Genomic DNA, 24497 nt, shown 5'->3' on the forward strand with positions numbered 1-24497 from the left:
GTACCGCCGAGTCGCGCAGTGCGGGGACGGGCACCGCACACGCACCGGAGCGCCAGCGGTACTTGAGCGCCGCCCCCGACCGAGGGCGCCGCCGGGCAAGGAGGGCCGCATGACCGTACGGCGAGTAATGGGCATCGAGACGGAGTACGGGATCTCCGTCCCCGGCCACCCCAACGCCAATGCCATGCTCACCTCGTCCCAGATCGTCAACGCCTACGCGGCGGCGATGCACCGGGCCCGCCGGGCCCGCTGGGACTTCGAGGAGGAGAACCCCCTGCGGGACGCACGGGGCTTCGACCTCGCCCGCGAGGCCGCCGACTCCAGCCAGCTCACCGACGAGGACATCGGCCTCGCCAACGTCATCCTCACCAACGGCGCACGACTGTACGTCGACCACGCACACCCCGAGTACAGCTCGCCCGAGGTCACCAACCCCCGCGACGCCGTCCTGTGGGACAAGGCCGGCGAACGCATCATGGCCGAAGCCGCCGAACGCGCGGCCCAGCTCCCCGGCGCCCAGCCGATCCACCTCTACAAGAACAACACCGACAACAAGGGCGCCTCCTACGGCACGCACGAGAACTACCTGATGAAGCGGGAGACCCCCTTCTCGGACATCGTGCGCCACCTGACCCCGTTCTTCGTCTCCCGCCAGGTCTTCACCGGCGCGGGCCGCGTCGGCATCGGCCAGGACGGCCACGAACACGGTTTCCAGATCAGCCAGCGCGCCGACTACTTCGAGGTCGAGGTCGGCCTGGAGACCACCCTCAAACGCCCCATCATCAACACCCGCGACGAACCGCACGCGGACGCCGAGAAATACCGCCGCCTCCACGTGATCATCGGCGACGCCAACCTCTCGGAGATCTCCACCTACCTCAAGCTCGGCACCACGGCCCTGGTGCTGTCCATGATCGAGGACGGCTTCATCGCCGTCGACCTGGCCGTGGACCAGCCCGTCCGCACCCTCCACCAGGTCTCCCACGACCCGACACTCCAGCGCCTCGTCACGCTCCGCAGCGGCCGGACCCTCACCGCGGTCCAGCTCCAGATGGAGTACTACGAACTCTCCCGCAAGTACGTCGAGGAGCGCTTCGGCGCCGACGCCGACGAGCAGACCAAGGACGTCCTGGCCCGCTGGGAGGACACTCTCAACCGGCTCGAGAACGACCCCATGAGCCTGGCCGGCGAACTCGACTGGGTCGCCAAACGGGAACTCATGGAGGGCTACCGCCGCCGCGACGATCTCGACTGGGACGCCGCCAAGCTCCACCTCCTCGACCTCCAGTACGCCGACGTACGCGCCGAGAAGGGCCTCTACAACCGTCTCGCGGCCCGCGGCCGGATGAAGCGCCTGCTGGACGAGACCGACGTCGAACGGGCCCGCACGAAGCCGCCGGAGGACACCCGCGCGTACTTCCGCGGCCGCTGCCTGGAGCAGTACGCCGACGACGTCGCCGCGGCCTCCTGGGACTCGGTGATCTTCGACCTCCCGGGCCGGGACTCGCTCCAGCGGGTCCCAACCCTCGAACCGCTTCGCGGAACGCGAAATCACGTCAAAGAGCTCCTGGACCGCTGCCGCACGGCAGAAGACCTGGTCAGGGTGTTGTCAGGCAACTGAGCGGCCCCTCGGGCCGGGTGACCGAGCAGGGTGGAAAACCCGGCCAGAGGGAATCATCGAGACGGCACCCGTACGTTGTAGGAACTGCGGGGCCGATGTCAGCCCCTGCTTGTAGGGTCTGATCAAGAACGTCGAACCGAGCGGGGTGAGGGGTTATGGCGACCAAGGACACCGGCGGCGGACAGCAGAAGGCCACGCGCAACACCGAGGAGGTCGAGGAGCAGACCGCGGAGACGCAGGGCTCCGAGGACCTCAAGGAGCGCCAGGAGAAGCTGAGCGACGACGTGGACTCCGTCCTGGACGAGATCGACGACGTCCTAGAGGAGAACGCCGAGGACTTCGTCCGTAGCTTCGTTCAGAAGGGCGGCGAGTAGCCTTCGAATTGAAGGCGTCGGGGGATGTGTAAGCTCGCAATCGAAGATGGCGCGAAACGCTGTTCGCGGTGCAAGCAGCACAAGCCGCGAGCAGCGTTCGCGAAGAACAAGTCGATGCGTGATGGCCTGCAGGCCTACTGCCGGGAGTGCGCGGCCGCGTACCACCAGCAGAGGCAGGTGGCCAAGGGGCGCAACGTCCGGCCCAGGGTGGAGGTGCCCGAGGGGCACAAGTACTGCCGCACCTGTGGCGAGATCAAGCCGCACAGCGAGTGGCAGCGGAACCGTAGCGCCTCGGACGGTCTGGCGACGCTCTGCAGGTCGTGCAAAGCGGTGAAAGGCCGAGCGCGCCACCTGAAGCGTCACTACGGCCTCACCGAAGCCGAGCGTGACGAGATGGTCGCCTCTCAGATGGGGCTCTGTGTGATCTGTCTGAAGGCTCCGGCCGTGCATGTGGATCATTGCCACAAGACGGGTAGGGTCCGAGGCGTACTGTGCTTCAACTGCAATTCGGCCATCGGCAAGTTGGGGGATGACCCCGACGCCGTCCGCCGGGCCGCCGCTTACTTGGAAGGAATCGCGTGGAAGCCAACACTCGTAGCACCGGGCGTCTACCGGCTGCCTTCCTGACGCCTGGGTCGTCGTCCTTCATGGACTTCCTGTCCGAGCACCAGCCGGAGATGCTGCCGGGCAACCGGCAACTGCCGCCCATGCAGGGTGTGATCGAGGCGCCGCACGGCACCACGATCGTGGCGGTGACCTTCCCCGGTGGTGTCGTGCTCGCCGGTGACCGTCGCGCCACGATGGGCAATGTCATCGCCCAGCGGGACATCGAGAAGGTGTTCCCGGCCGACGAGTACTCGGCCGTCGGGATCGCCGGTACCGCCGGCCTCGCTGTGGAGATGGTGAAGCTGTTCCAGTTGGAGCTGGAGCACTTCGAGAAGGTCGAGGGCGCGCAGCTGTCGCTGGAGGGCAAGGCGAACCGGTTGTCGACCATGATCCGGTCGAATCTCGGTATGGCGATGCAAGGGCTGGCCGTGGTGCCGCTGTTCGCGGGGTACGACGTGGATCGTGGCCGGGGGCGGATCTTCTCGTACGACGTCACGGGCGGTCGTTCCGAGGAGCACAACTTCGCCGCGACCGGTTCGGGCTCGGTCTTCGCGCGTGGGGCGATGAAGAAGTTCTTCCACGACGGTCTGAGCGAGGCCGAGGCCACGATGCTCGTGGTGCAGGCGTTGTACGACGCGGCCGACGACGACTCGGCGACCGGTGGTCCCGATGTCGCTCGCCGGATCTACCCGATCGTCACCGTGATCACCGAGGACGGTTTCCGTCGGCTCACCGACGAGGAGTCCTCCGAGATCGCCCGTTCGATTCTCGAGCGGCGGCTGGAGCAGCCTGACGGCCCGCGGGCCGCGCTGCTGTAGGCGTCGGCTGTCTTGTTCAGGTGATCGCAGTGACTTCCATAGAAAGGGACGGATAACCGGTGTCGACGCCGTTCTATGTTTCTCCCCAGCAGGCGATGGCCGACCGGGCGGAGTACGCCCGCAAGGGCATTGCCCGTGGTCGCAGCCTGGTCGTGCTGCAGTATGCCGATGGCATCGTGTTCGTCGGTGAGAATCCGTCCCGCGCGCTGCACAAGTTCAGCGAGATCTACGACCGGATCGGCTTCGCGGCCGCCGGTAAGTACAACGAGTACGAGAACCTGCGGATCGGTGGTGTGCGGTATGCCGATCTGCGGGGGTACACCTATGACCGTGACGACGTGACCGCGCGTGGTCTGGCCAACGTCTACGCGCAGACACTGGGCACGATCTTCTCCTCGGCCGGTGAGAAGCCGTACGAGGTGGAGCTGGTGGTGGCCGAGGTCGGTGAGACGCCGGACGGGGACCAGATCTATCGGTTGCCGCATGACGGTTCGATCGTGGACGAGCACGGTTCGGTCGCGGTGGGTGGCAATGCCGAGCAGATCAGCGGCTATCTGGATCAGCGTCATCAGGACGGCATGAGTCTTGCGGAGGCGCTCAAGCTGGCTGTGCAGGCGTTGTCGCGGGACACCAACGGCACGGAGCGGGAGATTCCCGCGGAGCGGCTGGAGGTGGCGGTGCTGGACCGTACGCGTCCGCAGCAGCGCAAGTTCAAGCGGATCGTCGGCCGTCAGCTGGACCGGTTGTTGGAGACCGGTGGGGCGACGACCGAGGCGGAGAGCTCCGAGGAGGAGTAGTCGCGCGTCGCATCCTGTCCTGTTCCTTCTGTGTGCCCCGGCCGGTGACTCGGCCGGGGCACAGGGCGTTCAGGGGGCGCCGGGTGGCGCTGTGGAGCCTCGTACGACCAGGTCGACGGGGATGTCTCCGGCGTCGGGGGTGCGGTCGTCCAGGACGGCCAGGAGGGCGCGCATGCCGCGTTCGCCGAAGAGTTCGGCGTCGAGTCGGACGGTGGTCAGTTCCGGGTCGAGGGCGGCGGCGAGGGCGATGTCGTCGACGCCGGTGACGGAGATGTCGTCGGGGATGCGCAGGCCTCGGCGGCGCAGGGCTTTGTAGACGCCTGCGGCGAGTTTGTCGTCGTCGCAGATGATGGCGGTGGGGTGGGGGCCGGGGGCGTCCAGGGCCGCTTCGGTGGCGGTGAGGGCGCCTTCGATGGACAGGGCGGTGGGCGCCGTCCGCAGCGAGGTGCCGGGGACGGTTCGCAGGCGGGTGGCGAGTTCGTGGGCGCGTACTTCGAAGGTCCAGGAGGGGATGTCGGCGGCGAGGTGGAGGAAGCGCCGGTGTCCGAGGGTGAGGAGGTGGTCGGCGATCTGGCGGGTGCCGTCGGCGATGTCGAGGTTGACGGTGGCGGCGCCGAGGTTGGCGGCGGGGTCGCTGTCGAGCATGACGAGGGGGAGTTGGTCGCCGCGGATGGCGGTGAGGGCGTCGGCGGCCATGGAGGAGGCGATGACGCCGTCGAGGGCGGCGGGGGCGGAGGCGAAGGGGTCTCTGGCGGGGCCGACGCCTTCGGGGGAGGGGTAGAGGACGACGCCGAAGCCGTGTTCGGCGGCGATGCGTGCGGCGCCGGTGTAGACGCCGGCGAAGAATTCGGTGGTGAGGGCGGGGACGACGAGGAGGACGGTGCGGGTGCGGCCCAGGCGCAGGTTGCGGGCGGCGAGGTTGGGTCGGTAGCCGAGGGCGTGTGCGGCTTCGCGTACGCGTTGTGCCTTGGCTTCGGAGACGCGTCCGCGCCATTTGTCGCCGAGGACCAGGGAGACGGCGGCCTGGGACACGCCTGCGACCTGGGCGACGTCTCGGCTGGTGGGGCGGGTGCTGCCTCGTGCCACCGTCTGCCTGCTCTTTCGTCTGGACTCGCCAACTGCGCACATGGTACGTATGACGGAAGGAGTTATACGTAAAACGTGAGAGGGGGCTACGGGACACATGGCTGCGGGATACCTGGAGATCCTCCGGGCGAGGCATGCGGCGCGCCTGCTGACGGGCACGTTGGTGGGGCGGTTGCCCAACGCGACCGCCGCCATCGCCCTGGTGCTGTTCGTGCGCGCGCAGGGTGGCTCGTACAGCCTGGCCGGTGTGCTGGCGGCGGTGTACGGCGTCGCGAACGCCGTCGGTCAGCCGGTGCTGGGCCGGCTCGTGGACCTGTACGGCCAGCCCCGGGTCCAGCTGCCCGCGGCCGTCCTGTCGGCGCTTGCCATGGCGGCCTTCGCCGGCTCGGGTATCGACCCGCTGCCCTTCGCGTACGCGGCCGTGGCCGCGGCCGGGCTCTTCACGCCGCCGCTGGAGGGCGGGCTGCGGGCGCTGTGGCCGAACGTGCTGCGCGGGGAGGGGCAGGTGCACCGGGCGTACGCGATGGACGCCGTGGCCCAGGAGGTCATGTTCACGGTCGGGCCGTTGCTGGTGACCCTGTGCACGGCGCTGTGGTCGGCGCAGGCCGCGCTGCTGGTGCTGAACGTCATCGGGGTGCTGGGGGCGCTGTCGGTGGTCGTGTCGCCGCCGTCGCGCGCGTGGCGCTCGGCGCCGCGGGAGGCGCACTGGCTGGGCGCGCTGCGCTCTCCGGGGCTGCTGGCGTTGCTGGGCGCGTTCCTGTTCGTCGGTATGGCGCTGGGTTCCATCACGGTGGCGTCGGTGCCGTACGCGGACGACCACGGCGGTGACGCGACGTACGGCTGGCTGATGGCCGGGATCGGGCTGGGCGCGCTCGTCGGCGGCAGTGTGTACGGCGCGCGGCAGTGGACCGGTGAGCCGGCGCGTCGACTCCAGGTGCTGGTGGCCCTTCTGGCGGTGTGTTATCTGCCGCTGATGCTGATGCCGGGTGAGTTCGCGATGGTGCTGCTGACCGTGGTGGCCGGGGTGTTCCTGGCGCCGGCCATCGCCTGTGCCTTCGTGCTGGTCGACCGGCACGCCCCGCGCGGGACCGTGACGGAGGCCTTCTCCTGGCTCGTGACGACGTTCACCGTCGGCGCGTCCGTCGGAACGGGCGTGGCGGGGCCGGTCGTAGAGGCCGGGGGAGCCCTGTGGGGGTTTGCCGTGCCGGGGGTCGCCGGGGGTGTGTCGTTGCTGGTTCTGCTGGCCACCGGGCGGGTCCTCGCAGCTCCTGGTGGGCGGGGGGTGGTTGCGGCTTCATCGGAAAATGATCCAAACCGTGCTGTCGAACCCCGTTTCAGCACAGGGGATCGGGCGTAATGTTCAGTCATGGACCGCCGCATTTTCGGGCTGGAGAACGAGTACGGCGTCACATGTACGTTCAGGGGACAGCGCCGCCTGTCTCCCGACGAGGTGGCGCGGTACCTCTTCCGCCGTGTCGTGTCATGGGGCCGCAGCAGCAATGTCTTTCTGCGAAACGGCGCCCGGCTTTATCTCGACGTGGGTTCACATCCGGAATACGCGACCCCCGAATGTGACAATGTGACCGAACTGGTCACCCACGACAAGGCCGGCGAGCGCATTCTCGAAGGACTCCTGGTGGACGCCGAACGACGCCTGCACGAGGAGGGAATCGCGGGCGACGTCTACCTCTTCAAGAACAACACCGACTCGGCGGGCAACTCGTACGGCTGCCACGAGAACTATCTCGTCGCACGCCACGGGGAGTTCTCCCGGCTCGCGGACATCCTCATTCCGTTCCTCGTCACTCGGCAGCTTCTGTGTGGTGCCGGCAAGGTGCTCCAGACGCCGCGTGGCGCGGTCTACTGCGTGAGTCAGCGGGCGGAGCACATCTGGGAGGGCGTCTCCTCGGCGACGACCCGTTCGAGGCCGATCATCAACACCCGCGACGAACCGCACGCGGACGCCGAGCGCTACCGTCGCCTCCACGTCATCGTGGGCGACTCGAACATGTCCGAGACGACGATGCTCCTCAAGGTCGGTGCCACGGACCTGGTGCTGCGCATGATCGAGGCGGGCACCGTGATGCGCGACCTCACCCTGGAGAACCCGATCCGGGCGATCCGCGAGGTCAGTCATGACATCACCGGTCGGCGCAAGGTGCGTCTGGCCAGCGGCCGGGAGGCCTCCGCGCTGGAGGTGCAGCGCGAGTACTACGAGAAGGCCGTGGACTTCGTCGAGCGCCGCGGGATCCGCACCGGGACGGTCGAGCAGGTCCTGGAGCTGTGGGGCCGCACGCTGGACGCGATCGAGGCGGAGGACCTCGACCGGATCGGCACCGAGATCGACTGGGTCATGAAGTACCAGCTCATCGAGCGGTACCGGGCCAAGCACAACATGACCATGTCCCACCCGCGGGTCGCGCAGATAGACCTCGCGTACCACGACATCCACCGTCGTCGTGGGCTCTACTACCTGTTGGAGAGGAAGGGCCAAGCCGCCCGTATCTGCAACGACTTGAAGATCTTCGAGGGCAAGTCCGTGCCCCCGCAGACCACTCGGGCCCGGCTGCGTGGCGACTTCATCCGCCGCGCGCAGGAACAGCGCCGGGACTTCACCGTCGACTGGGTCCATCTCAAGCTCAACGACCAGGCGCAGCGCACGGTGTTGTGCAAGGACCCGTTCCGTTCGGTCGACGATCGGGTGGAGAAGCTGATCGCCGGTATGTGAGGAAGGTGTTCCGGTTCCGTGCCGGAACGCCACACGGGCGCCGTACGTTATCCGTACGGCGCCCTTCTCACGCCGTAGAGTTGCGCGCACGCCATCCACAAGATCGACCGATTACGAGGCCCTCATCGTGCGCCGACGCTCCCTACTGATTGCCGTACCCGCTGGAATGGCCGCGCTCGCCGCGTGCAACGACGACGACGGGGCCGGCTCGGCGAAGAGCAGCGACAGCGCGTCGCCCTCCGCCTCGCAGACCTCCGCCGCGCCGGCACCGAAGATCGTGGACGGTCCGCTGCCGGCCATCACCGCGGGCAAGAAGTTCGGCGAGAAGCCCACGGTCGCCAAGGGCAGCGGCAAGCCGTCCGACCAGCTCGCGGTGAAGACGGTCAGTGCGGGCAACGGGGCGACGGCCGCGGAGGGCGACTTCCTCGTGGCCGACTACCTCGGTCAGATCTGGGACACCGGCAAGGTGTTCGACAACTCCTTCGACCGAGGTGCCGCGCTCGCCATCCAGCTCTCCCCGTCGAGCGTCATCGACGGCTGGCGGTACGGCCTCGTCGGCAAGAAGGTCGGCAGCCGTGTCCAGCTCGCCGTCCCGCCCACCTGGGGGTACGGCAAGGAGGGGTACGCGCAGGGCGGTATCAAGGGCACCGACACGCTGGTGTTCGTGGTGGACCTGAAGGGCCGCTACCCCGTCACCAGCTCGGCCAAGGGCAGCGAGGTCGCGCAGAACGACGCGGACCTGCCCAAGGTGGGGACGAACACCGACGGCAAGGCTCCCTCCATCGAGGTCCCCAAGAAGGACGCGCCCGCCAAGCTCGTCTCGAGCTACGTCATCGAGGGTGACGGCGAGGAGGTCGCCGCCGACAGCGGTCTGCTCGTGCAGTACAAGGGCGTGCTGTGGGACTCCGGCAAGGAGTTCGACTCGACGTATGCCAGGAAGACCCTGACGTCGTTCTCGCTGGACGGTGTCGTCAAGGGCTGGAAGCAGGGGCTGACCGGCAAGAAGGTCGGAAGCCGCGTCCTGATCGTGATCCCGCCCGCCCTGGGCTACGGCGACAACCCGCCGAGCGGCAGCGGTATCGAGAAGGACTCGACGCTGGTCTTCACCGTCGACATCCTGGCGAAGCTGTGACCCCTCGGGGGTGTAAGACTGTGTGCGTTGCCTTTCCGAAGACAAGCAGGAGCTAGAGACGTGAGCATCGAGAAGCCCGAGATCGACTTCCCCGGTGGCGAGCCCCCGGCGGACCTTGAGATCAAGGACATCTGGGAGGGCGACGGCGCCGAGGCGCAGGCGGGCCAGACCGTCACCGTCCACTACGTGGGCGTCGCCTTCAGCACCGGTGAGGAGTTCGACGCGAGCTGGAACCGCGGTACGCCGTTCCGCTTCCCGCTCGGTGGCGGCCGTGTCATCAAGGGCTGGGACCAGGGCGTGCAGGGCATGAAGGTCGGCGGCCGTCGTCAGCTGACGATCCCCGCGCACCTCGCCTACGGCGACCAGAGCCCGACCCCGGCCATCAAGCCCGGCGAGACGCTGATCTTCGTCGTCGACCTGCTCGACGTCTGATCCTTGTACCGGAGCCGGTTCCGAGGTCGTAGCGGTCGCAAGAGGTCGTAAGAGATCGACTTACGGTCTGATCTTCGTACGAGATCGGACCGGACCCGATCACCTGGGGTCCATGCCTGTCCGGGCATGGGCCCTCGGCTTTTGCCGCGCCACCGCGGGGCGGTACGGTCGTCGTCGTTAGCACCATAGGGAGGCGAAGGGCGTCGATGGCCATTGCCAAGGCCGAGCGGCTGATGAACCTGGCGTTGTGTCTGCTGGGGACGCGCAGGCCGCTGAGCAAGCGTGAGCTGCGTGAGTCCATCGAGGCCTACCTGGAAGCGAACTCGGACGACAGCTTCAACCGGATGTTCGAGCGCGACAAGGACGATCTGCGCGAACTCGGGCTCGTCATCGAGACCGTGGAGAACCTCGACGGCGAGGTCGGCTATCTCGCCCGCCGCGACAGCAACCGCCTGCCGCCCATCACCCTCGACGCCGAGGAGGCCGCGGCGCTCGGGCTCGCCGCCAAGGTGTGGCAGCAGGCCCGTCTCGCGGGCGCGGCCAGCGGCGCGTTGCAGAAGCTGCGCGCGGCCGGGCTGCCGGAGGACGTGGACCCCTACGAGGCCCATGGCGCGCTGGAGCCCCGGATCCCCGTGCACGAGGCCGCGTTCGAGCCGCTGATGCTCGCCTGCCGGGACCGCCGTCCGGTCGCCTTCGAGTACCGCAAGGCCACCGCCGCCCACCCCGAGACCCGCAACGTGGAGCCGTGGGCGCTGGAATGCTGGCGCGGCCACTGGTACCTGGCGGGCTGGGACCGCGACCGGGGCGCCGAGCGGGTCTTCCGGCTGTCCCGGATCACCGGCAAGGTGCGCTCGCGCGGCGCCCGCTTCACCGCCGAGGTGCCCGACGTCGTCACGGTGCGCGAGACGGTCGCGAGCTGGGCGGGGGAGACCGCGGACCGCAGCGCGCTGATCCGGCTGCGCGCGGACGCCGGCTACCCGTTGCGGTCCAGGGCCACCGCCGTGCGGGAACTGGGCGACGGCTGGGACGAGTTGGAGATCCCGTACGGTCATGGCCTGGACGCCTGGCTGGTGGAGTTCGGGCCCGACGTGGTGGTCCTGGGGCCCGCGGAGCTGCGGGCCGACGTGGTGGACCGGCTGCGTGCCGTGGCCAAGGGCTGAGGGGGAGCGGAAGAGAACTGTGGCAGGCAAACCGGTCAGGCCCGTCAACGCCATCGACCAGACCCGGCGGATGCTCTCCCTGGTGACCTATCTGAAGGAGCGGCCCGGCGCCCGGGTCGAGGACGTCGCCCGCGCCTTCGGGATCACCGAGGACGAGCTGGTCTCCGACCTCGACGTGCTGCCCATGTGCGGCACCAGCTTCCGGGGCGGCGACCTCCTCGACATCGACACCGACGGCGAGCGCATCTGGTGGCACAACCCGGCCGCCCTCGGCGAGGAGACGGCCGATCCGCTGCGGCTCGCCGCCGACGAGGCCACCGCGCTGCTCGTCGCCGCCCGGGCGGTCGCGACCCTGCCCGGGCTGCGCGAGAGCGACCGGCAGGCGCTGCTGCGGGCGACGGCCAAGGTGGAGGCCGCGGCCGGCGAGCAGGCGGGCGCCAGTTCCCGGCTGTCGGTGACCTTCGAGTCCGAGGGCGGGGTCTTCGCGGACGTCGACCGTGCGATCTCCGAGCGGCGCAGGCTGTGGATCCGCTACTACTCGCCCGCGCGCGACGAGGTCACCGAGCGCGAGATCGACCCGATCCGCCTGGTCAGCGTCGGCCACACCTATGTGGAGGCGTGGTGCCGGCGTTCCGAGGCGCGCCGCACCTTCCGGCTCGACCGGGTTGCCGAGATCAAGATCCTCGACGAGCCGTCCGCGCCGCCCGAGATCGAGCTGCGGGACCTCTCGGAGGCGCTGGTGCAGCCGGCCGCCGAGGACCCGGAGGTCGTGATCGAGGTGGGTCCCGGTGGACGCTGGGTCGCCGAGTACTACCCGCACGACAGTGCGGATGAGCTGGCGGACGGCGGGCTGCGTATCACCCTGCGCACCCCCGACCCGACGTCCCTGCGGCGCCTGGCGCTGCGGCTGGGCCGCGACGGGCGGATCGTCTCGCCGCGCGAGCTGGCCGACAGCGCCCGGGAGGCGGCCCGGGAGGCGCTGGCGGCGTACGACGGGGTCGAGGCGCAGGGGTGACACGGAGCCCGGCCGGGTTCCGCGTGAGCCGGCCGGGTGCACAGGCGCCGGGCCGGTGAGCCGGGAGGGTTCACAGGCGCCGTGAGCCGGCCGGGCTCAGCCGGGTTCCGTGTGAGCCCGGGTGGGTTCACACCGAACTCATACGAACGCGACGGGCAGTACGACAGGCAGGAGCAGGGGCTTTGAGCGAGTCGGCGACGTCTGGTGTGCAGGGGATGTCGGTGGAGGCCGCGTTCGCCGGGATGCGGAGCGTGTCGCCGATGGTGTTCCGGGCGGGCTGCCCCGACTGCCGGGGCCGGTTCGAGCTCGCGGCGAGCGCCCTGCGGCTGGCCATCGGGGCCACCAGCAAGACCACCTTCTACTCCTTCACCTGCCCGGACTGCGGTGTTCCGGTCCGCAAGCCGGCGGGGGAGCGGATCGTGGAGCTGCTGACCGGTGGCGGGGTCAGGACCCTGCGGCTGCACTCCACCCTCTAGGCTCGGCACCATGTTCTGGCCGATGTTCGCTATTGCCGTGGGTTTCCTGGGTCTCGCCGTGCTCGGCGTGCTCGCCGTGCGGGTGTTCCTGGAGGCGCAGCGCCTCGGTCGCCAGGTGGCGGACTCCGCGCAGCGCATCGGCAGGGCCGCCGATGACCTGGAGCGGGCCGCGGTGAGCACCGCCCGCTCCGTGGACGCGTTGTGAGTCCCGCTGTGCACCGCGTGTGAGTCCTTGCGCGGGAAGCGTTTTGGGTCACTTCGCCCTGTCACCCCGGGGTGCGGGCCAGGTACGCTGCTGGTCGCGGCCCGGAGAACGAGGCCCGGACCGCGGACCGGGAGTACGCACGGGGATTGCCTCACGTTTACCCCTGAGCGTTACGATCGCTGCCAGCACGATCGCTCGGACACCTGTCCGACCGGTCGGACAGCACCCACCCCAGCCGCCTCGGTGAGAAGGTAAAGACTTATGTTCGGAAGGCTCGGCGCCCCCGAGATCATTCTCATCCTCGTCGTCATCATCCTGCTGTTCGGCGCGAAGAAGCTTCCCGACATGGCGCGCTCGCTCGGCAAGTCCGCCCGCATCCTCAAGAGCGAGGCGAAGGCGATGAAGTCCGAGGGCCAGGACAACTCCACCGCCGCGTCGGCCCCGCCGCAGGACGACCAGCAGCCCCACCGCACCATCCAGGCCGCCCCCGGTGACGTGACCACCTCCCGCCCGGTCACCGAGCCGACGGACACGACCAAGCGCTGACGCAGGGCCGGTGACCTCCGGCCCGCCGCACGAGATGGGAACGTGGGTTGCTCAAGTCTGCCCGCAAAGAGGAGAAGGATCCCGAGGGGCGGATGCCCCTTGCGGATCACCTTCGTGAGCTCCGCAACCGGCTCGCGAAGGCGCTGCTGGCCGTCGTCGTCGTCACGATCGTCGCCGCCTTCTTCTACAACGACATCATCAACTTCCTGACGAAGCCGATCCTGGACTCGATCGGCTGCTCGCAGAGTTTCGCGGAACTCGCGCGGTCGGCGTCGCCCGACGAGGCCGCCGAGAAATGCGCCCGCATCACCATCAACGGTCTGCTCGCGCCCTTCAACCTGGCCCTCCAGGTCTCGTTGATGGCCGGTATCGTGATCGCCTCGCCGATCTGGCTGTACCAGCTGTGGGCGTTCGTCGCGCCGGGCCTGCACCGGCACGAGAAGAAGTACGCCTACGCCTTCGTCTTCACCGGTGCCCCGCTGTTCGTCGGCGGTGCCTACTTCGCGTACTCGGTGCTCCCGACCACCGCCAAGGTACTGATCGAGTTCACCCCGAACGGCAGCATCGACAACCAGCTCCCGCTCGACGACCTGCTCCAGCTCGTCACGCGCATGGTGATCGTCTTCGGCCTCTCCTTCGAGCTGCCCCTGCTGCTGATCTTCCTGAACCTCACCGGGATGATCACCGGCAAGCGGATGCTCGGCTGGTGGCGCGGGATGATCATGGGTATCACCGTGTTCGCCGCCGTCGCGACGCCCAGCACGGACCCGCTGAGCATGCTCGCGCTGGCCGGCCCCATCTGGGTGCTGTACTTCGCCGCCACGCTGTTCTCCCTGGTGAACGACAAGCGCCGGCGTCGTCGCGACGCCTTGGGCCCCGCCGACGACGAGGCCTCCGACCTGGATCTCACCCCCGAGGACATCGGCGAGGTCGAGACGGTCTCCGCGAGCCGGGCGCTGCCCGAGCAGGTGTCGACGGACCGGGTCAACGGTTATGACGACGTGACCTGAAGATCGGGAAGCGGCTCGTAGGGTCGGTGACGTGGCCAGCGAGATCACCCTCTTCGTCAACCCCACCGCGGGGCGCGGCCGGGGCGCCCACGCGGCGCAGCCGGCCGCTTCGGCTTTGCGGGCGGCCGGTTTCTCCGTACGCACGGTCCTCGGGGAGAACGCCGCGGACGCCCTCGCACGCGCGCGTGCCGCCGTCGCGGACGGCACCGGCGCCCTGATCGCCGTCGGCGGCGACGGCATGGCCAACCTCGCCCTCCAGGCCGTCGCCGGCACCCGCACCCCGCTCGGACTGGTCGCCGTCGGCACCGGCAACGACCTGGCCCGGGCCCTGGGTTTGCCGGTGCGCGACCCGGGCGCCGCGGGCCGCCGTATCGCCGACGCCCTCAAGAGCGGCGACCTGCGGGACATCGACCTCGGTCAGGTGCAGGGGCGCTGGTTCGGCACCGTCCTCGCCTCCGGCTTCGACTCCCGCGTGAACGACCGCGGCAACCGCATGCGGTGGCCCACCGGCCGCTTCAAGTACGACCTGGCGATGATCGCCGAGCTGGCCGCCTTCACGCCCTTCCCCTACCGGATCAGGCTCGACGACGGCGAGGTCCGGGAGGTCGAGGCGACCCTCGTCGCCGTCGGCAACGGCTCGTCGTACGGCGGTGGCATGCGGATCTGTCCCGGGGCGGACCTCACCGACGGGCTGTTCGACGTCACCGTGGTCGGGGACTGCGGCCGGGCCACGCTGCTGAAGGTCTTCCCGCGCGTCTACCGGGGCACCCACGTCGACCACGCCAAGGTCACCGTGCACCGGGCGGCGAAGGTCGAGATCAGCGCGCCGGGGATCACCGGGTACGCCGACGGGGAACCCCTCGGACCGCTGCCGCTGACCGCGCGGTGCGTACGGGGGGCGGTGCGGGTCGCGGGCCTGTGAGGTGCACGGATCCGGGTTTGGCAAGACGGGATCCGGATAATGATCGTCCTGTTGTCAGTGGTGCCGGGTACGCTCGAAAGCACGATGACAGAGGACCTCTCACCGGCCGAACGGTATGCCGCCGCGCGCAGGCGCGCCGCCGAGCAGGCCACCGCGCTCGCCGACTTCCGCGAGATGTACGACTTCGGCCTCGACCCCTTCCAGATCGAGGCCTGCCAGGCGCTCGAGTCGGGCAAGGGCGTGCTGGTGGCCGCTCCCACCGGCTCGGGCAAGACGATCGTGGGCGAGTTCGCCGTCCACCTCGCCCTGCAACAGGGCAAGAAGTGTTTCTACACGACGCCCATCAAGGCACTGTCGAACCAGAAGTACGCCGACCTGTCGCGCCGTTACGGCGCCGACAAGGTCGGCCTGCTCACCGGCGACAACAGTGTCAACTCCGAGGCGCCGGTGGTCGTGATGACCACCGAGGTGCTGCGGAACATGCTGTACGCGGGTTCGCAGACCCTGCTGGGCCTCGGATACGTGGTCATGGACGAGGTGCACTACCTCTCCGACCGCTTCCGGGGCGCCGTGTGGGAAGAGGTGATCATCCACCTGCCCGAGTCGGTCACCCTGGTCTCCCTCTCCGCGACCGTGTCCAACGCCGAGGAGTTCGGCGACTGGCTGGACACCGTCCGCGGGGACACCGACGTGATCGTCTCCGAGCACCGGCCGGTACCGCTGTTCCAGCACGTGCTCGCCGGGCGTCGGATGTACGACCTGTTCGAGGAGGGCGAGGGCCAGAAGAAGGCCGTCAACCCCGACCTCACGCGCCTGGCGCGGATGGAGGCGCAGCGCCCGTCCTACCAGGACCGCAGGCGCGGGCGGGCGATGCGGGAGGCCGACCGGGAGCGGGAGCGCCGGCAGCGGTCGCGGGTGTGGACCCCGGGGCGGCCCGAGGTCATCGAGCGGCTCGACGCCGAGGGGCTGCTGCCCGCCATCACCTTCATCTTCAGCCGCGCCGCCTGCGAGGCCGCCGTGCAGCAGTGCCTGTACGCCGGTCTGCGGCTCAACGACGACGAGGCGCGGGCGCGGGTCCGTGCCCTCGTCGAGGAGCGCACCGCCTCCATCCCCACCGAGGACCTTCACGTCCTCGGTTACTACGAGTGGCTGGAGGGCCTGGAGCGCGGTATCGCGGCCCACCACGCGGGCATGCTGCCGACGTTCAAGGAGGTCGTCGAGGAGCTGTTCGTCCGCGGCCTGGTGAAGGCCGTGTTCGCCACCGAGACGCTCGCCCTGGGCATCAACATGCCCGCGCGGTCGGTGGTGTTGGAGAAGCTCGTCAAGTGGAACGGCGAGCAGCACGCCGACATCACACCGGGCGAGTACACGCAGCTGACGGGGCGTGCCGGGCGGCGCGGCATCGACGTCGAGGGCCATGCCGTGGTGCTGTGGCAGCGCGGGATGAGTCCGGAGCACCTGGCCGGTCTCGCGGGCACGCGCACGTACCCGCTGCGGTCCAGCTTCAAGCCGTCGTACAACATGGCGGTCAACCTCGTCGAGCAGTTCGGGCGGCATCGCTCGCGTGAGCTGCTGGAGACGTCGTTCGCGCAGTTCCAGGCCGACAAGTCGGTCGTCGGGATCTCGCGGCAGGTGCAGCGCAACGAGGAGGGGCTGGAGGGCTACAAGGAGTCCATGACCTGCCACCTCGGCGACTTCGAGGAGTACGCGCGGCTGCGCCGGGAGCTGAAGGACCGGGAGACCGAGCTGGCCCGGCAGGGCGTCAGCCAGCGGCGGGCCGAGGCGGCCACCGCGCTGGAGAAGCTCAGGCCCGGCGATGTCATCCATGTGCCGGCGGGCAAGTACGCCGGTCTGGCGCTGGTCCTCGACCCGGGGCTGCCCGCCGGCCGGTCCAACGGCCACCGCGGTTTCGAGCACCACGACGGGCCGCGGCCGCTGGTGCTGACGGCCGAACGGCAGGTCAAGCGGCTCGCGTCGATGGACTTCCCGGTTCCCGTCGAGCCGCTGGAGCGGATGCGGATCCCGAAGTCCTTCAACCCGCGCTCGCCGCAGTCCCGCCGGGACCTCGCCTCCGCGCTGCGCACCAAGGCCGGGCACATTCCGCCGGAGCGGGCGCGGAAGAAGCGGGCGCAGGCGGCGGACGACCGGGAGATCGCACGGCTGCGGACGGCCCTGCGGGCCCACCCGTGCCACGGGTGCGACGAGCGCGAGGACCATGCGCGCTGGGCCGAGCGCTACCACCGGCTGCTGCGGGACACCTCGCAGCTGGAGCGGCGCATCGAGGGCCGGACCAACACCATCGCGCGGACCTTCGACCGGATCGTCGCGCTCCTGACCGAGCTGGACTATCTGCGCGGCAACGAGGTCACCGAGCACGGCAAGCGGCTGGCGCGGCTGTACGGCGAACTCGACCTGCTGGCCAGCGAATGCCTGCGGGCGGGTGTCTGGGAGGGGCTCGCTCCCGCCGAACTCGCCGCCTGCGTCTCCGCGCTGGTGTACGAGGCCCGGGTCGGCGACGACGCCATGGCGCCCAAGGTGCCGTCCGGCAAGGCGAAGGCCGCGCTCGGGGAGATGGTGCGGATCTGGGGGCGGCTGGACGCGCTGGAGGAGGACTTCCGGATCAACCAGACCGAGGGGGTCGGGCAGCGGGAGCCCGATCTCGGGTTCGCCTGGGCCGCGTACATGTGGGCCTCGGGGAAGGGGCTGGACGAGGTGCTGCGGGAGGCGGAGATGCCGGCGGGCGACTTCGTCCGGTGGTGCAAGCAGGTCATCGACGTGCTCGGGCAGATCTCGGCGGCCGCTCCGGTGTCCGGGAGTGACGGGGCCTCCGTGGCGAAGAACGCGCGGAAGGCCGTGGACCTGCTGCTGCGGGGGGTCGTGGCCTACTCGTCGGTGGGGTGACCTGCCGGGGCGCGGGGTGAGTGCGTGGTGGCTTGTCGCGCGGTGCCCCGCGCCCCGGGGGGGCGCTGACCTACTCGGCGTTCACGTAGGACCGCCAGCCTCCGTACGAGGTGATGTCCTGCGCGTCCACGAGAGCGGACGGTTCGCACAGGAAGCCGGGGACGCTGGTGCCGTCGGCCAGTTCGACGCTGCCGAGGGTCATCGGGCGGGGGAGGCTCGCGACGAGGCGGCCAAGGCCCTCCGCCGGGAGGTGCCAGATCTCCGTCTCGATCGGGGCGCCGCCCGCCCCCACGTGTTCGAGGCCCGGCTTCGGCGGGGCGGTCCGCAGGGCGTGCAGCCGGTACACCGGGGCCGTGGTCGTCGTACGGTCCAAGCGGGCTCCCAGCGCCAGGAGTTGCGGGTTCAGGGGCTGGCCCGTCAGATGGGCGCCGACCACCGCCAGCCGCGTCCGCGGCTGCAACAGGGCCGCGATCCTCGCCAGACGCTCGTCGGTGTGTGCCGGGCCGATCAGCATCACGCCGAACGGCAGGCCGTGCACCTCTCCCGCCGGGACGGCGACCGCCGCCTGGTCGAAGAGGTTGGTGGAGTTGGTGAAGCGGCCCAGGCGGGCGTTGGCGCCGAGCGGGTCGGCGGCGACCTCCGCGAGGGTGGGGTGACCCGGCGTGGTGGGCAGCACCAGGGCGTCCGCGTCGGCGAGTTCGGTCTCCGCGCGGGTGCGCAGGGCGGCCAGTCGATCCTGGTCGGCGTAGAGCTGGTGGGCCGGGAGGTCGCGGGCGCGGGTGATGATGCCGGCGACGGTGGGGTCCAGGGTGACCACACCCTCCGAGATCGCCTTGTCGACAAAACTCCCCACGGTCGTGTAGCGCTCGGCCACGAACGCGCCCTCGTAGAGCATCGCGGCCGCCTCGCTGAAGGGCGTGAGGTCGATCTCCCGCACCGCCGCGCCCGCCGCGACGAGCCGCTCGACGGCCGCCTCGTACGCCTCGGCCCAGCCCTCGTCCAGTTCGCCTAGCTGGTCGCGCGGCGGGACCGCGATCCGCCACGGGCCCGGCGGGCGGCGGGGAAGAGCCGGTGGTGTGCCGGTCGCCATGTGGGACAAGGCCTGCTCGGCCTCCGGCAGGGTGCGCGCGAAGACCGTCACACAGTCCAGGGAGGCGCAGGCCGGGACGACACCGGCGGTCGGGACCAGACCCCGGGTCGGCTTGAGACCGACGATGCCGTTGAAGGCGGCCGGCACCCGGCCGGAGCCCGCGGTGTCGGTGCCGAGGGCGAGGTCGACGATGCCGAGCGCCACCGCGACGGCCGAGCCGGAGCTGGAGCCGCCGCTGACCCGGGCGGGGTCGTGGGCGTTGCGGACGGCGCCGTGGGGTGAGCGCGTGCCGACCAGGCCGGTCGCGAACTGGTCCAGGTTCGTGGTGCCCAGCACGATCGCCCCCGCCGCGCGGAGACCGGCGACCGCCGGTGCGTCGGCCACCGGCGCGTAGGCGTACGCCGGACAGCCCGCGGTGGTCGGCAGCCCCGCGACGTCGATGTTCCCCTTGACGGCGAGCAGGCGGCCGGCGAGGGGGAGCCGCTCACCGGCGGCGACCCGCTCGTCCATGGTCCGTGCCTCGGCCTCGACCTCCGCCCGGGGGCGCAGGTCGATCCAGATCTCGGGGCGGTCCACGGCGTCGAGCCGGGCATGGGCGGCGCGGACACGCTGTACTGCGGACATCACTGACTCCTCGGGGCCGGGGCCAGGACGAGCAGTGCCGTCCCCGCCTCCACCTGGTCGCCGGGTCTGGCCAGGACCTGCGCCACCACGCCGGCGATCGGCGCGGGCACCCTGGACTCCATCTTCATCGCCTCCAGCGCGAGGAGCGGCTGGCCGGCCGCGACCTGGTCGCCGGGCGACACGTTCACCTGCCACACGGACGCGGCGAACTCGGCCTCGACGAGCCGTCCGCCCGGCGGGACCGTCACCTCGGCGGGGGAAGCGGCCGGGGCCGCGACCGCCTCGGCCCGCGCGAACTCGCCCGCCGCCTCCCACGCGTCCCGCTCCGCGGCGAACGCCACCTGCTGGCGTGCCTGGAACTCCGCTATGGACTCGGCGTGTTCGGCGAGGAAGGCCTGGTGCTCGGCGAGCGAGAAGGTGCCCTCCTCGATACGCGGCACGAACCGGCCGGACGTGATGTCGGCGCGCAGTTCCAGGAGTTCGTCCGCGCCCACCGGATACCACCGGACGCGGTCGAAGAAGCGCAGCAGCCAGGGCGAGCCCGGCTCGAACGCGCCGCGCTGCTGCCAGGGCGACCACACCTGGGTCGTACGGCCCACGAACTGGTAGCCGCCGGGGCCTTCCATGCCGTAGACGCACAGGTACGCCCCGCCGATGCCGACCGAGTTCTCGGCCGTCCAGGTGCGGGCCGGGTTGTACTTGGTGGTCACCAGGCGGTGCCGGGGGTCGAGGGGGGTGGCGACGGGGGCGCCCAGGTAGACGTCGCCGAGGCCCAGGACGAGGTACTCCGCGTCGAAGACCGTGCGGTAGACGTCGGTCACCGACTCCAGGCCGTTGACGCGGCGGATGAACTCGATGTTCCAGGGGCACCAGGGTGCGTCGTCCCGTACCCCGGCCATGTAGCGGGCGATGGCCTCGCGGGTCGCCGGGTCGTCCCAGGACAGGGGGAGGTGCACCGTGCGGGAGGGGACGACGAGCGCGTCGCTCGGGGGGAGGGAGGCGGTGATCTCCCGCACGGTGGCGAGGAGTTCGTGCTGCGGCAGCCGCGCCGGGTCCGTCCGGATCTGGAGGGAGCGGATGCCGGGGGTGAGGTCGGTGACGCCGTCCAGGCAGGCGTCGGCCACCGCTTCCCCCAGGGCGTGGACGCGCATGCGCAGGGCCAGGTCGAGTTGCATGGGCCCGAACTCGACCAGCAGGTTGTCGTCGCCGCTGCGGCGGTAGGTCACGTCGCCGTCGCGGGCGAGGATGCCGCCGTCCACGATCGCCGGGCGCGCCGAGCCGTCGGCCGTCACCGGGACGAAGCGCACCGTGTCGCCCGGTCGCAGCTGGCCCAGCTTCCAGCGCTCGGAGCTGAGCACGGTCGCCGGGCACACGAACCCGCCGAGCGAGGGACCGTCCGGGCCGAGCAGCACCGGCATGTCGCCGGTGTAGTCGACGGCGCCCACCGAGTACGGGGTGTCGTGGATGTTGGACGGGTGCAGGCCCGCCTCACCGCCGTCGGTGCGGGCCCAGCGGGGTGTGGGGCCGACCAGGCGGACCCCGGTGCGGGCCGAGTTGAAGTGGACCTTCCAGTCGGCGGCGTAGAAGTCCCGGATGTCGTCCTCGGTGAAGAACTCCGGTGCGGCGTGCGGGCCTTCCACGGCACCGAGGTGCCAGGTCCGGGTGAAGCGGGGCGGGTCGGCGACCGGCGTCCCCTCGGTCACGGTCCCGCCGTGCAGGACGTCCCCGGTCCGCAGGGCGCGCCCGCCGTGTCCGCCGAAGCGGCCCAGGGTGAAGGTGGCCGCACTGCCGAGGTAGGCGGGGACGTCGAGGCCACCGGCGAACAACACATAGGTGCGCAGGCCGAGTTCGGCAGGGGCCCCGATCTCCAGGACCGAGCCGGCGGGTACGGTCACCGGGCGCCACCGGCCGACCGCGACACCGTCCACGGTGACCGGCGCCGGGGCTCCGGTCACGCACACGGTGGTGGCGTGGCTGAACCTCAACGTCGGCCCCTGGAGGGTGCATTCGAGCCCCGGCGCGCCCTCGTCGTTGCCGAGTGCCCGGTTGCCGAGCCGGAAGGACAGGTCGTCCATCGGGCCGCTCGGGGGCACGCCGACCTGCCAGTACCCGGTGCGGCCCGGCCAGGCCTGCACGGTGGTGAGGGTGCCGCCGGAAGTGACCTCGATCCGCGGGGTGGGGTCGTGGACCTCGGCGAGGGTGGCCGTCGAGTGGGTCGCCCCGGTGAGGCGGGGGTCGGCGAGGGCGGCCCTGAGCAGGCCCAGGTTGGTCTCGATGCCGTCCACGCGGGTGCGGGTCAGCGCCTCGTCGAGCCGGCGGAGCGCGTGCGCGCGGTCCGGGCCGTGGGCGACGATCTTCGCGAGCATCGGGTCGTAGGCGGCGGTCACCTCGGTGCCGGTCTCCACCCAGCCGTCGACCCGCACCCCCGACGGGAACTCCACCCGCGTCAACAGACCAGCGCTGGGCCGGTGTTCGCGCGAGGGGTCCTCGGCGTAGAGGCGGGCCTCGACGGCGTGGCCGCGGGGCGGTCCCGGCTCGCGTACGACGTCCGGTTCACCGAGGGCCAGCCGGAGCATCCAGGCGACCAGGTCGACGCCGTAGATCTCCTCGGTGACGGGGTGCTCCACCTGGAGGCGGGTGTTGACCTCCAGGAAGTAGGCCTCCTCGCGGGCGGTGTCGTAGACGAACTCGACGGTTCCCGCGGACCGGTAGCGGACCGAGGCGCACAAGTCGCGTGCCCCGGCCGCGAGTCGGTGGCGCACGGCCGCGGGCAGACCCGGTGCCGGGGCCTCCTCCAGCACCTTCTGGTTGCGGCGCTGGAGCGAGCAGTCGCGGTCGCCGAGGGTGACGACCCCGCCCTCCCCGTCGCCGAAGACCTGCACCTCCACATGGCGGGCGTGCTCCACGAGCCGCTCCAGGAAGACGCCCGTGGAGGAGAAGGAGGCGGCGGCGACGCGCTGCACGCGCTCCCAGGCGTCGGCCAGTTCGGCGTCGGAGCGACAGGCCGACATGCCGATGCCGCCGCCACCGCCGGTGGCCTTGAGCATGACGGGGTAGCCGATCGCCCGGGCGGCCTCCAGCGCCTCCGCGACCGACCCCAGCAGTCCCGTCCCCGGCGCCGGGGGCACCCCTGCCGCCTCGGCCGCCGCACGTGCCGTGTGCTTGCTGCCGAACAGCTCCAGCTGCTCCGGCGTCGGGCCCACGAACACGATCCCGGCCGCCTCGCAGCGCCGAGCGAACCCCGCGTCCTCCGACAGGAAGCCGTACCCGGGGTGAACGGCCCCCGCCCCGGTGTCCTTGGCCGCCCTGAGCACCAGCTCGGCGTCCAGGTACGACTCCTTCGCGGGCGCGGGGCCCAGCCGCACGGCCTGGTCCGCGAGCCGCACATGGGGGGCCGAGCGGTCCGGGTCGGAGTACACCGCGACCGTGCGCAGGCCCAGTTCGCGGGCGGTGCGGATGATCCGTACCGCGATCTCGCCCCGGTTGGCGACGAGCAGCGTGTCGAAGGTCATGCGCCCGCCCCGGTGATCGTGATCTCCACCGCCGTCGGGTCGAAGCCGTTGCAGGGGTTGTTGATCTGGGGGCAGTTGGAGACGAGGACCAGCACATCGCGCTCGGCGCGCAGGGTCAGCCGCAGGCCGGGGGCCGAGATGCCGTCGACGATGCCGAGGGTGCCGTCCTTCTCCACGGGGACGTTCATGTACCAGTTGACGTTGGAGACCAGGTCGCGCTTGCCCAGGCCGTGACGGGCGCCCTCGGCCAGGAAGTTGTCCACGCACGCGTGCTGCGACCAGGTGTGGTGGCCGTACCGCAGGGTGTTGGACTCCTTGGAGCAGGCGCCGCCGACCGTGTCGTGGCGGCCCACCTCGTCGTCGAGCACGGTCATCAGCGGGGTGTGCTCGTTCGACATCAGCACGCTGCCGGTGGTCAGGAAGAGGTTGCCCCCCGCCTGGACGGTGTCGGGCGCGCTGTAGCGCACGGCGGTGTCGTGGGCGTCGTAGACGAGGAAGTCGACGGCCTGGTTGCCGTGCAGATCGGTGAGGGTGAGGGTGTGGCCGGCCGGGACGACGGCGGACCAGGCCCCGCGGGCGGGGACGACGGTCGTGCTCATGCGAGCCCCCTGGCGGCGAGGAGTTCGGCGGTGTTGAGGAAGGCGCGGCGGCCTTCCGGGGTGGCGTTCCACAGCGGGTCCTCGGGCCCGGTGGGCGCCGCGCGCCAGGCCAGCACCTCCAGCGGGGTGCTGACGTAGTCGGGGCGCGGGTCGACCGGGTGCGGCACGTTGGCGATCAGTACGGTGACGTCCTGCTCGGCGCGCAGGGTGACGGCGGCGCCGGGTCCGGCCGAGCCGGTGAAGTCCAGGGCGCCGTCCTCGTGGATCCGCACGCCCTGGAAGAAGGAGAGCGACGGCGGCAGGTCGCGCGGCTCCAGGCCGTTCTTCGCGGCCGCCAGCTTCAGCAGTTCCCGTCCGGCGGGGGAGCCGGACTGCGGGGCGCCGTCGCCGTACCGCTCGGTGTTGCGGGCCAGCGTGGAGGTGCCGCACAGGGCGTCATGGCGGCCGGAGGTGTCGGCCACCAGGGAGGCGAGGACGCGGCCCTGGTCGGACAGGAGCAGGACGCCCTCACCCAGATAGGCGTTCCACTGCACCTTCACCGTGTCGGCCACGTTCAGCCGCTCCCAGGGCCGGTCCGCCGCGTACAGCAGCAGATGGGCGCAGGCGTCGCCGCGCAGGTCGGTCAGGCGCAGGGCGGTGCCGCGGGCCAGCACCCGGTGCGTGTAGTTGCCGCCCGCCACCGTCTCCGCCCACACCAGCCGGCCGGCCTCGGCGGGCGGTTCGGGCCAGTCGGCCGCCGGGACGACGGGCATCGCCTCCACGCGGGCGCCCTCCTGGGCGCGGGCGTGATCGCGGGCTCCGTACGTGGTCTGTGTCGCCATCGCGGACCTCCGGCTCCGGTGC

General features: G+C 70.8%; 22 protein-coding genes. 17 read left to right on the plus strand and 5 right to left on the minus strand.

What is annotated here, in order from left to right:
- Positions 1-109 precede the first annotated feature (109 nt).
- From dop to prcA, 5 genes are all read left to right on the plus strand, one after another.
- The gene (dop, locus tag ACH41F_RS24945) at positions 110-1621 is read left to right on the plus strand and encodes a depupylase/deamidase Dop (protein ID WP_391241916.1); all 1512 of its coding nucleotides are present in this window, start codon (positions 110-112) and stop codon (positions 1619-1621) included.
- Between the two features lie 155 nt (positions 1622-1776).
- Positions 1777-1995 (plus strand): ubiquitin-like protein Pup, encoded by a 219-nt coding sequence (locus ACH41F_RS24950; protein ID WP_007380863.1) that lies wholly within the window; start codon positions 1777-1779, stop codon positions 1993-1995.
- Positions 1996-2019: 24 nt separating this feature from the next.
- Positions 2020-2622, plus strand: coding sequence for an endonuclease VII domain-containing protein (locus ACH41F_RS24955; RefSeq protein WP_398837600.1), 603 nt, complete (start codon positions 2020-2022; stop codon positions 2620-2622).
- A complete protein-coding gene (gene prcB, locus ACH41F_RS24960; RefSeq protein WP_391241921.1) occupies positions 2574-3419 on the plus strand; it encodes a proteasome subunit beta in 846 nt (281 codons plus the stop codon). Before ACH41F_RS24955 ends, prcB begins: the two co-directional genes overlap by 49 nt.
- Before the next feature lie 59 nt (positions 3420-3478).
- On the plus strand, positions 3479-4216 hold the full coding sequence (gene prcA / locus ACH41F_RS24965; RefSeq protein ID WP_391241924.1) for a proteasome subunit alpha: 738 nt from the start codon (positions 3479-3481) through the stop codon (positions 4214-4216).
- A 69-nt stretch (positions 4217-4285) separates the two neighbouring features.
- Here the strand turns inward: prcA and ACH41F_RS24970 are convergent, their stop codons facing one another.
- The gene (locus ACH41F_RS24970; protein WP_398837603.1) at positions 4286-5302 is read right to left on the minus strand and encodes a LacI family DNA-binding transcriptional regulator; all 1017 of its coding nucleotides are present in this window, start codon (positions 5300-5302) and stop codon (positions 4286-4288) included.
- Positions 5303-5399: 97 nt separating this feature from the next.
- On the opposite strand from ACH41F_RS24970, the gene ACH41F_RS24975 reads away from it, so the two are divergent.
- From ACH41F_RS24975 to ACH41F_RS25030, 12 genes are all read left to right on the plus strand, one after another.
- Complete coding sequence (locus ACH41F_RS24975; protein WP_398837605.1) at positions 5400-6659, plus strand: MFS transporter; 1260 nt, start codon at positions 5400-5402, stop codon at positions 6657-6659.
- 9 nt (positions 6660-6668) lie between these two features.
- Positions 6669-8030 carry a Pup--protein ligase gene (gene pafA, locus ACH41F_RS24980; RefSeq protein WP_239752952.1) on the plus strand — a complete coding sequence of 454 codons (1362 nt, stop codon included), beginning with the start codon at positions 6669-6671 and terminating at the stop codon, positions 8028-8030.
- A 127-nt stretch (positions 8031-8157) separates the two neighbouring features.
- On the plus strand, positions 8158-9162 hold the full coding sequence (locus tag ACH41F_RS24985; RefSeq protein ID WP_391241933.1) for an FKBP-type peptidyl-prolyl cis-trans isomerase: 1005 nt from the start codon (positions 8158-8160) through the stop codon (positions 9160-9162).
- A gap of 60 nt (positions 9163-9222) precedes the next feature.
- Entirely contained in the window at positions 9223-9594 is a 372-nt protein-coding gene (locus ACH41F_RS24990; RefSeq protein WP_391241936.1) for an FKBP-type peptidyl-prolyl cis-trans isomerase, read from the plus strand.
- A gap of 206 nt (positions 9595-9800) precedes the next feature.
- Positions 9801-10754: a WYL domain-containing protein gene (locus ACH41F_RS24995; protein WP_391241939.1), complete on the plus strand. Its 954-nt coding sequence runs from the start codon at positions 9801-9803 to the stop codon at positions 10752-10754.
- 19 nt (positions 10755-10773) lie between these two features.
- Complete coding sequence (locus tag ACH41F_RS25000; protein ID WP_391241942.1) at positions 10774-11769, plus strand: WYL domain-containing protein; 996 nt, start codon at positions 10774-10776, stop codon at positions 11767-11769.
- A gap of 182 nt (positions 11770-11951) precedes the next feature.
- Complete coding sequence (locus tag ACH41F_RS25005; RefSeq protein WP_391241944.1) at positions 11952-12245, plus strand: hypothetical protein; 294 nt, start codon at positions 11952-11954, stop codon at positions 12243-12245.
- Between the two features lie 10 nt (positions 12246-12255).
- Positions 12256-12450 (plus strand): hypothetical protein, encoded by a 195-nt coding sequence (locus ACH41F_RS25010; RefSeq protein ID WP_391241946.1) that lies wholly within the window; start codon positions 12256-12258, stop codon positions 12448-12450.
- A gap of 261 nt (positions 12451-12711) precedes the next feature.
- A complete protein-coding gene (gene tatA / locus ACH41F_RS25015) occupies positions 12712-12996 on the plus strand; it encodes a Sec-independent protein translocase subunit TatA (protein WP_391241948.1) in 285 nt (94 codons plus the stop codon).
- 47 nt (positions 12997-13043) lie between these two features.
- The gene (tatC, locus tag ACH41F_RS25020; protein ID WP_391241951.1) at positions 13044-14006 is read left to right on the plus strand and encodes a twin-arginine translocase subunit TatC; all 963 of its coding nucleotides are present in this window, start codon (positions 13044-13046) and stop codon (positions 14004-14006) included.
- Between the two features lie 31 nt (positions 14007-14037).
- Positions 14038-14928, plus strand: a complete 891-nt coding sequence (locus ACH41F_RS25025; protein ID WP_398837608.1) for a diacylglycerol kinase — start codon at positions 14038-14040, stop codon at positions 14926-14928.
- Between the two features lie 39 nt (positions 14929-14967).
- A complete protein-coding gene (locus ACH41F_RS25030) occupies positions 14968-17829 on the plus strand; it encodes a DEAD/DEAH box helicase (protein ID WP_391241956.1) in 2862 nt (953 codons plus the stop codon).
- A 70-nt stretch (positions 17830-17899) separates the two neighbouring features.
- On the opposite strand, the gene atzF is transcribed toward ACH41F_RS25030, so the two are convergent.
- From atzF to ACH41F_RS25050, 4 genes are read right to left on the minus strand one after another with little or no spacing between them, the layout of a single operon-like run.
- The gene (gene atzF / locus ACH41F_RS25035) at positions 17900-19543 is read right to left on the minus strand and encodes an allophanate hydrolase (RefSeq protein ID WP_398837610.1); all 1644 of its coding nucleotides are present in this window, start codon (positions 19541-19543) and stop codon (positions 17900-17902) included.
- Positions 19543-23055 carry a 5-oxoprolinase/urea amidolyase family protein gene (locus ACH41F_RS25040; protein ID WP_398837612.1) on the minus strand — a complete coding sequence of 1171 codons (3513 nt, stop codon included), beginning with the start codon at positions 23053-23055 and terminating at the stop codon, positions 19543-19545. Before ACH41F_RS25040 ends, atzF begins: the two co-directional genes overlap by 1 nt.
- Positions 23052-23654, minus strand: coding sequence for an urea amidolyase associated protein UAAP2 (locus ACH41F_RS25045; RefSeq protein ID WP_391241966.1), 603 nt, complete (start codon positions 23652-23654; stop codon positions 23052-23054). Before ACH41F_RS25045 ends, ACH41F_RS25040 begins: the two co-directional genes overlap by 4 nt.
- Positions 23651-24475: an urea amidolyase associated protein UAAP1 gene (locus ACH41F_RS25050; protein ID WP_391241968.1), complete on the minus strand. Its 825-nt coding sequence runs from the start codon at positions 24473-24475 to the stop codon at positions 23651-23653. The genes ACH41F_RS25045 and ACH41F_RS25050 overlap by 4 nt, the downstream gene beginning before the upstream one ends.
- Positions 24476-24497: the final 22 nt, after the last annotated feature.

Source organism: Streptomyces sp. NPDC020489, assembly GCF_044386545.1.
Taxonomy (GTDB): domain Bacteria; phylum Actinomycetota; class Actinomycetes; order Streptomycetales; family Streptomycetaceae; genus Streptomyces.

What these genes read in the sequence shown, in the direction of transcription:
- ACH41F_RS24950 (WP_007380863.1), top strand. Translation starts at nt 1,777, where the DNA reads ATGGCGACCAAGGACACCGGCGGCGGACAGCAGAAGGCCACGCGCAAC.
- ACH41F_RS24995 (WP_391241939.1), top strand. Translation starts at nt 9,801, where the DNA reads ATGGCCATTGCCAAGGCCGAGCGGCTGATGAACCTGGCGTTGTGTCTG.
- ACH41F_RS25010 (WP_391241946.1), top strand. Translation starts at nt 12,256, where the DNA reads ATGTTCTGGCCGATGTTCGCTATTGCCGTGGGTTTCCTGGGTCTCGCC.
- dop (WP_391241916.1), top strand. Translation starts at nt 110, where the DNA reads ATGACCGTACGGCGAGTAATGGGCATCGAGACGGAGTACGGGATCTCC.
- ACH41F_RS24955 (WP_398837600.1), top strand. Translation starts at nt 2,020, where the DNA reads ATGTGTAAGCTCGCAATCGAAGATGGCGCGAAACGCTGTTCGCGGTGC.
- ACH41F_RS25050 (WP_391241968.1), bottom strand. Translation starts at nt 24,475, where the DNA reads ATGGCGACACAGACCACGTACGGAGCCCGCGATCACGCCCGCGCCCAG.
- ACH41F_RS25045 (WP_391241966.1), bottom strand. Translation starts at nt 23,654, where the DNA reads ATGAGCACGACCGTCGTCCCCGCCCGCGGGGCCTGGTCCGCCGTCGTC.
- ACH41F_RS24975 (WP_398837605.1), top strand. Translation starts at nt 5,400, where the DNA reads ATGGCTGCGGGATACCTGGAGATCCTCCGGGCGAGGCATGCGGCGCGC.
- tatA (WP_391241948.1), top strand. Translation starts at nt 12,712, where the DNA reads ATGTTCGGAAGGCTCGGCGCCCCCGAGATCATTCTCATCCTCGTCGTC.
- pafA (WP_239752952.1), top strand. Translation starts at nt 6,669, where the DNA reads ATGGACCGCCGCATTTTCGGGCTGGAGAACGAGTACGGCGTCACATGT.
- ACH41F_RS25040 (WP_398837612.1), bottom strand. Translation starts at nt 23,055, where the DNA reads ATGACCTTCGACACGCTGCTCGTCGCCAACCGGGGCGAGATCGCGGTA.
- atzF (WP_398837610.1), bottom strand. Translation starts at nt 19,543, where the DNA reads ATGTCCGCAGTACAGCGTGTCCGCGCCGCCCATGCCCGGCTCGACGCC.
- ACH41F_RS25030 (WP_391241956.1), top strand. Translation starts at nt 14,968, where the DNA reads ATGATCGTCCTGTTGTCAGTGGTGCCGGGTACGCTCGAAAGCACGATG.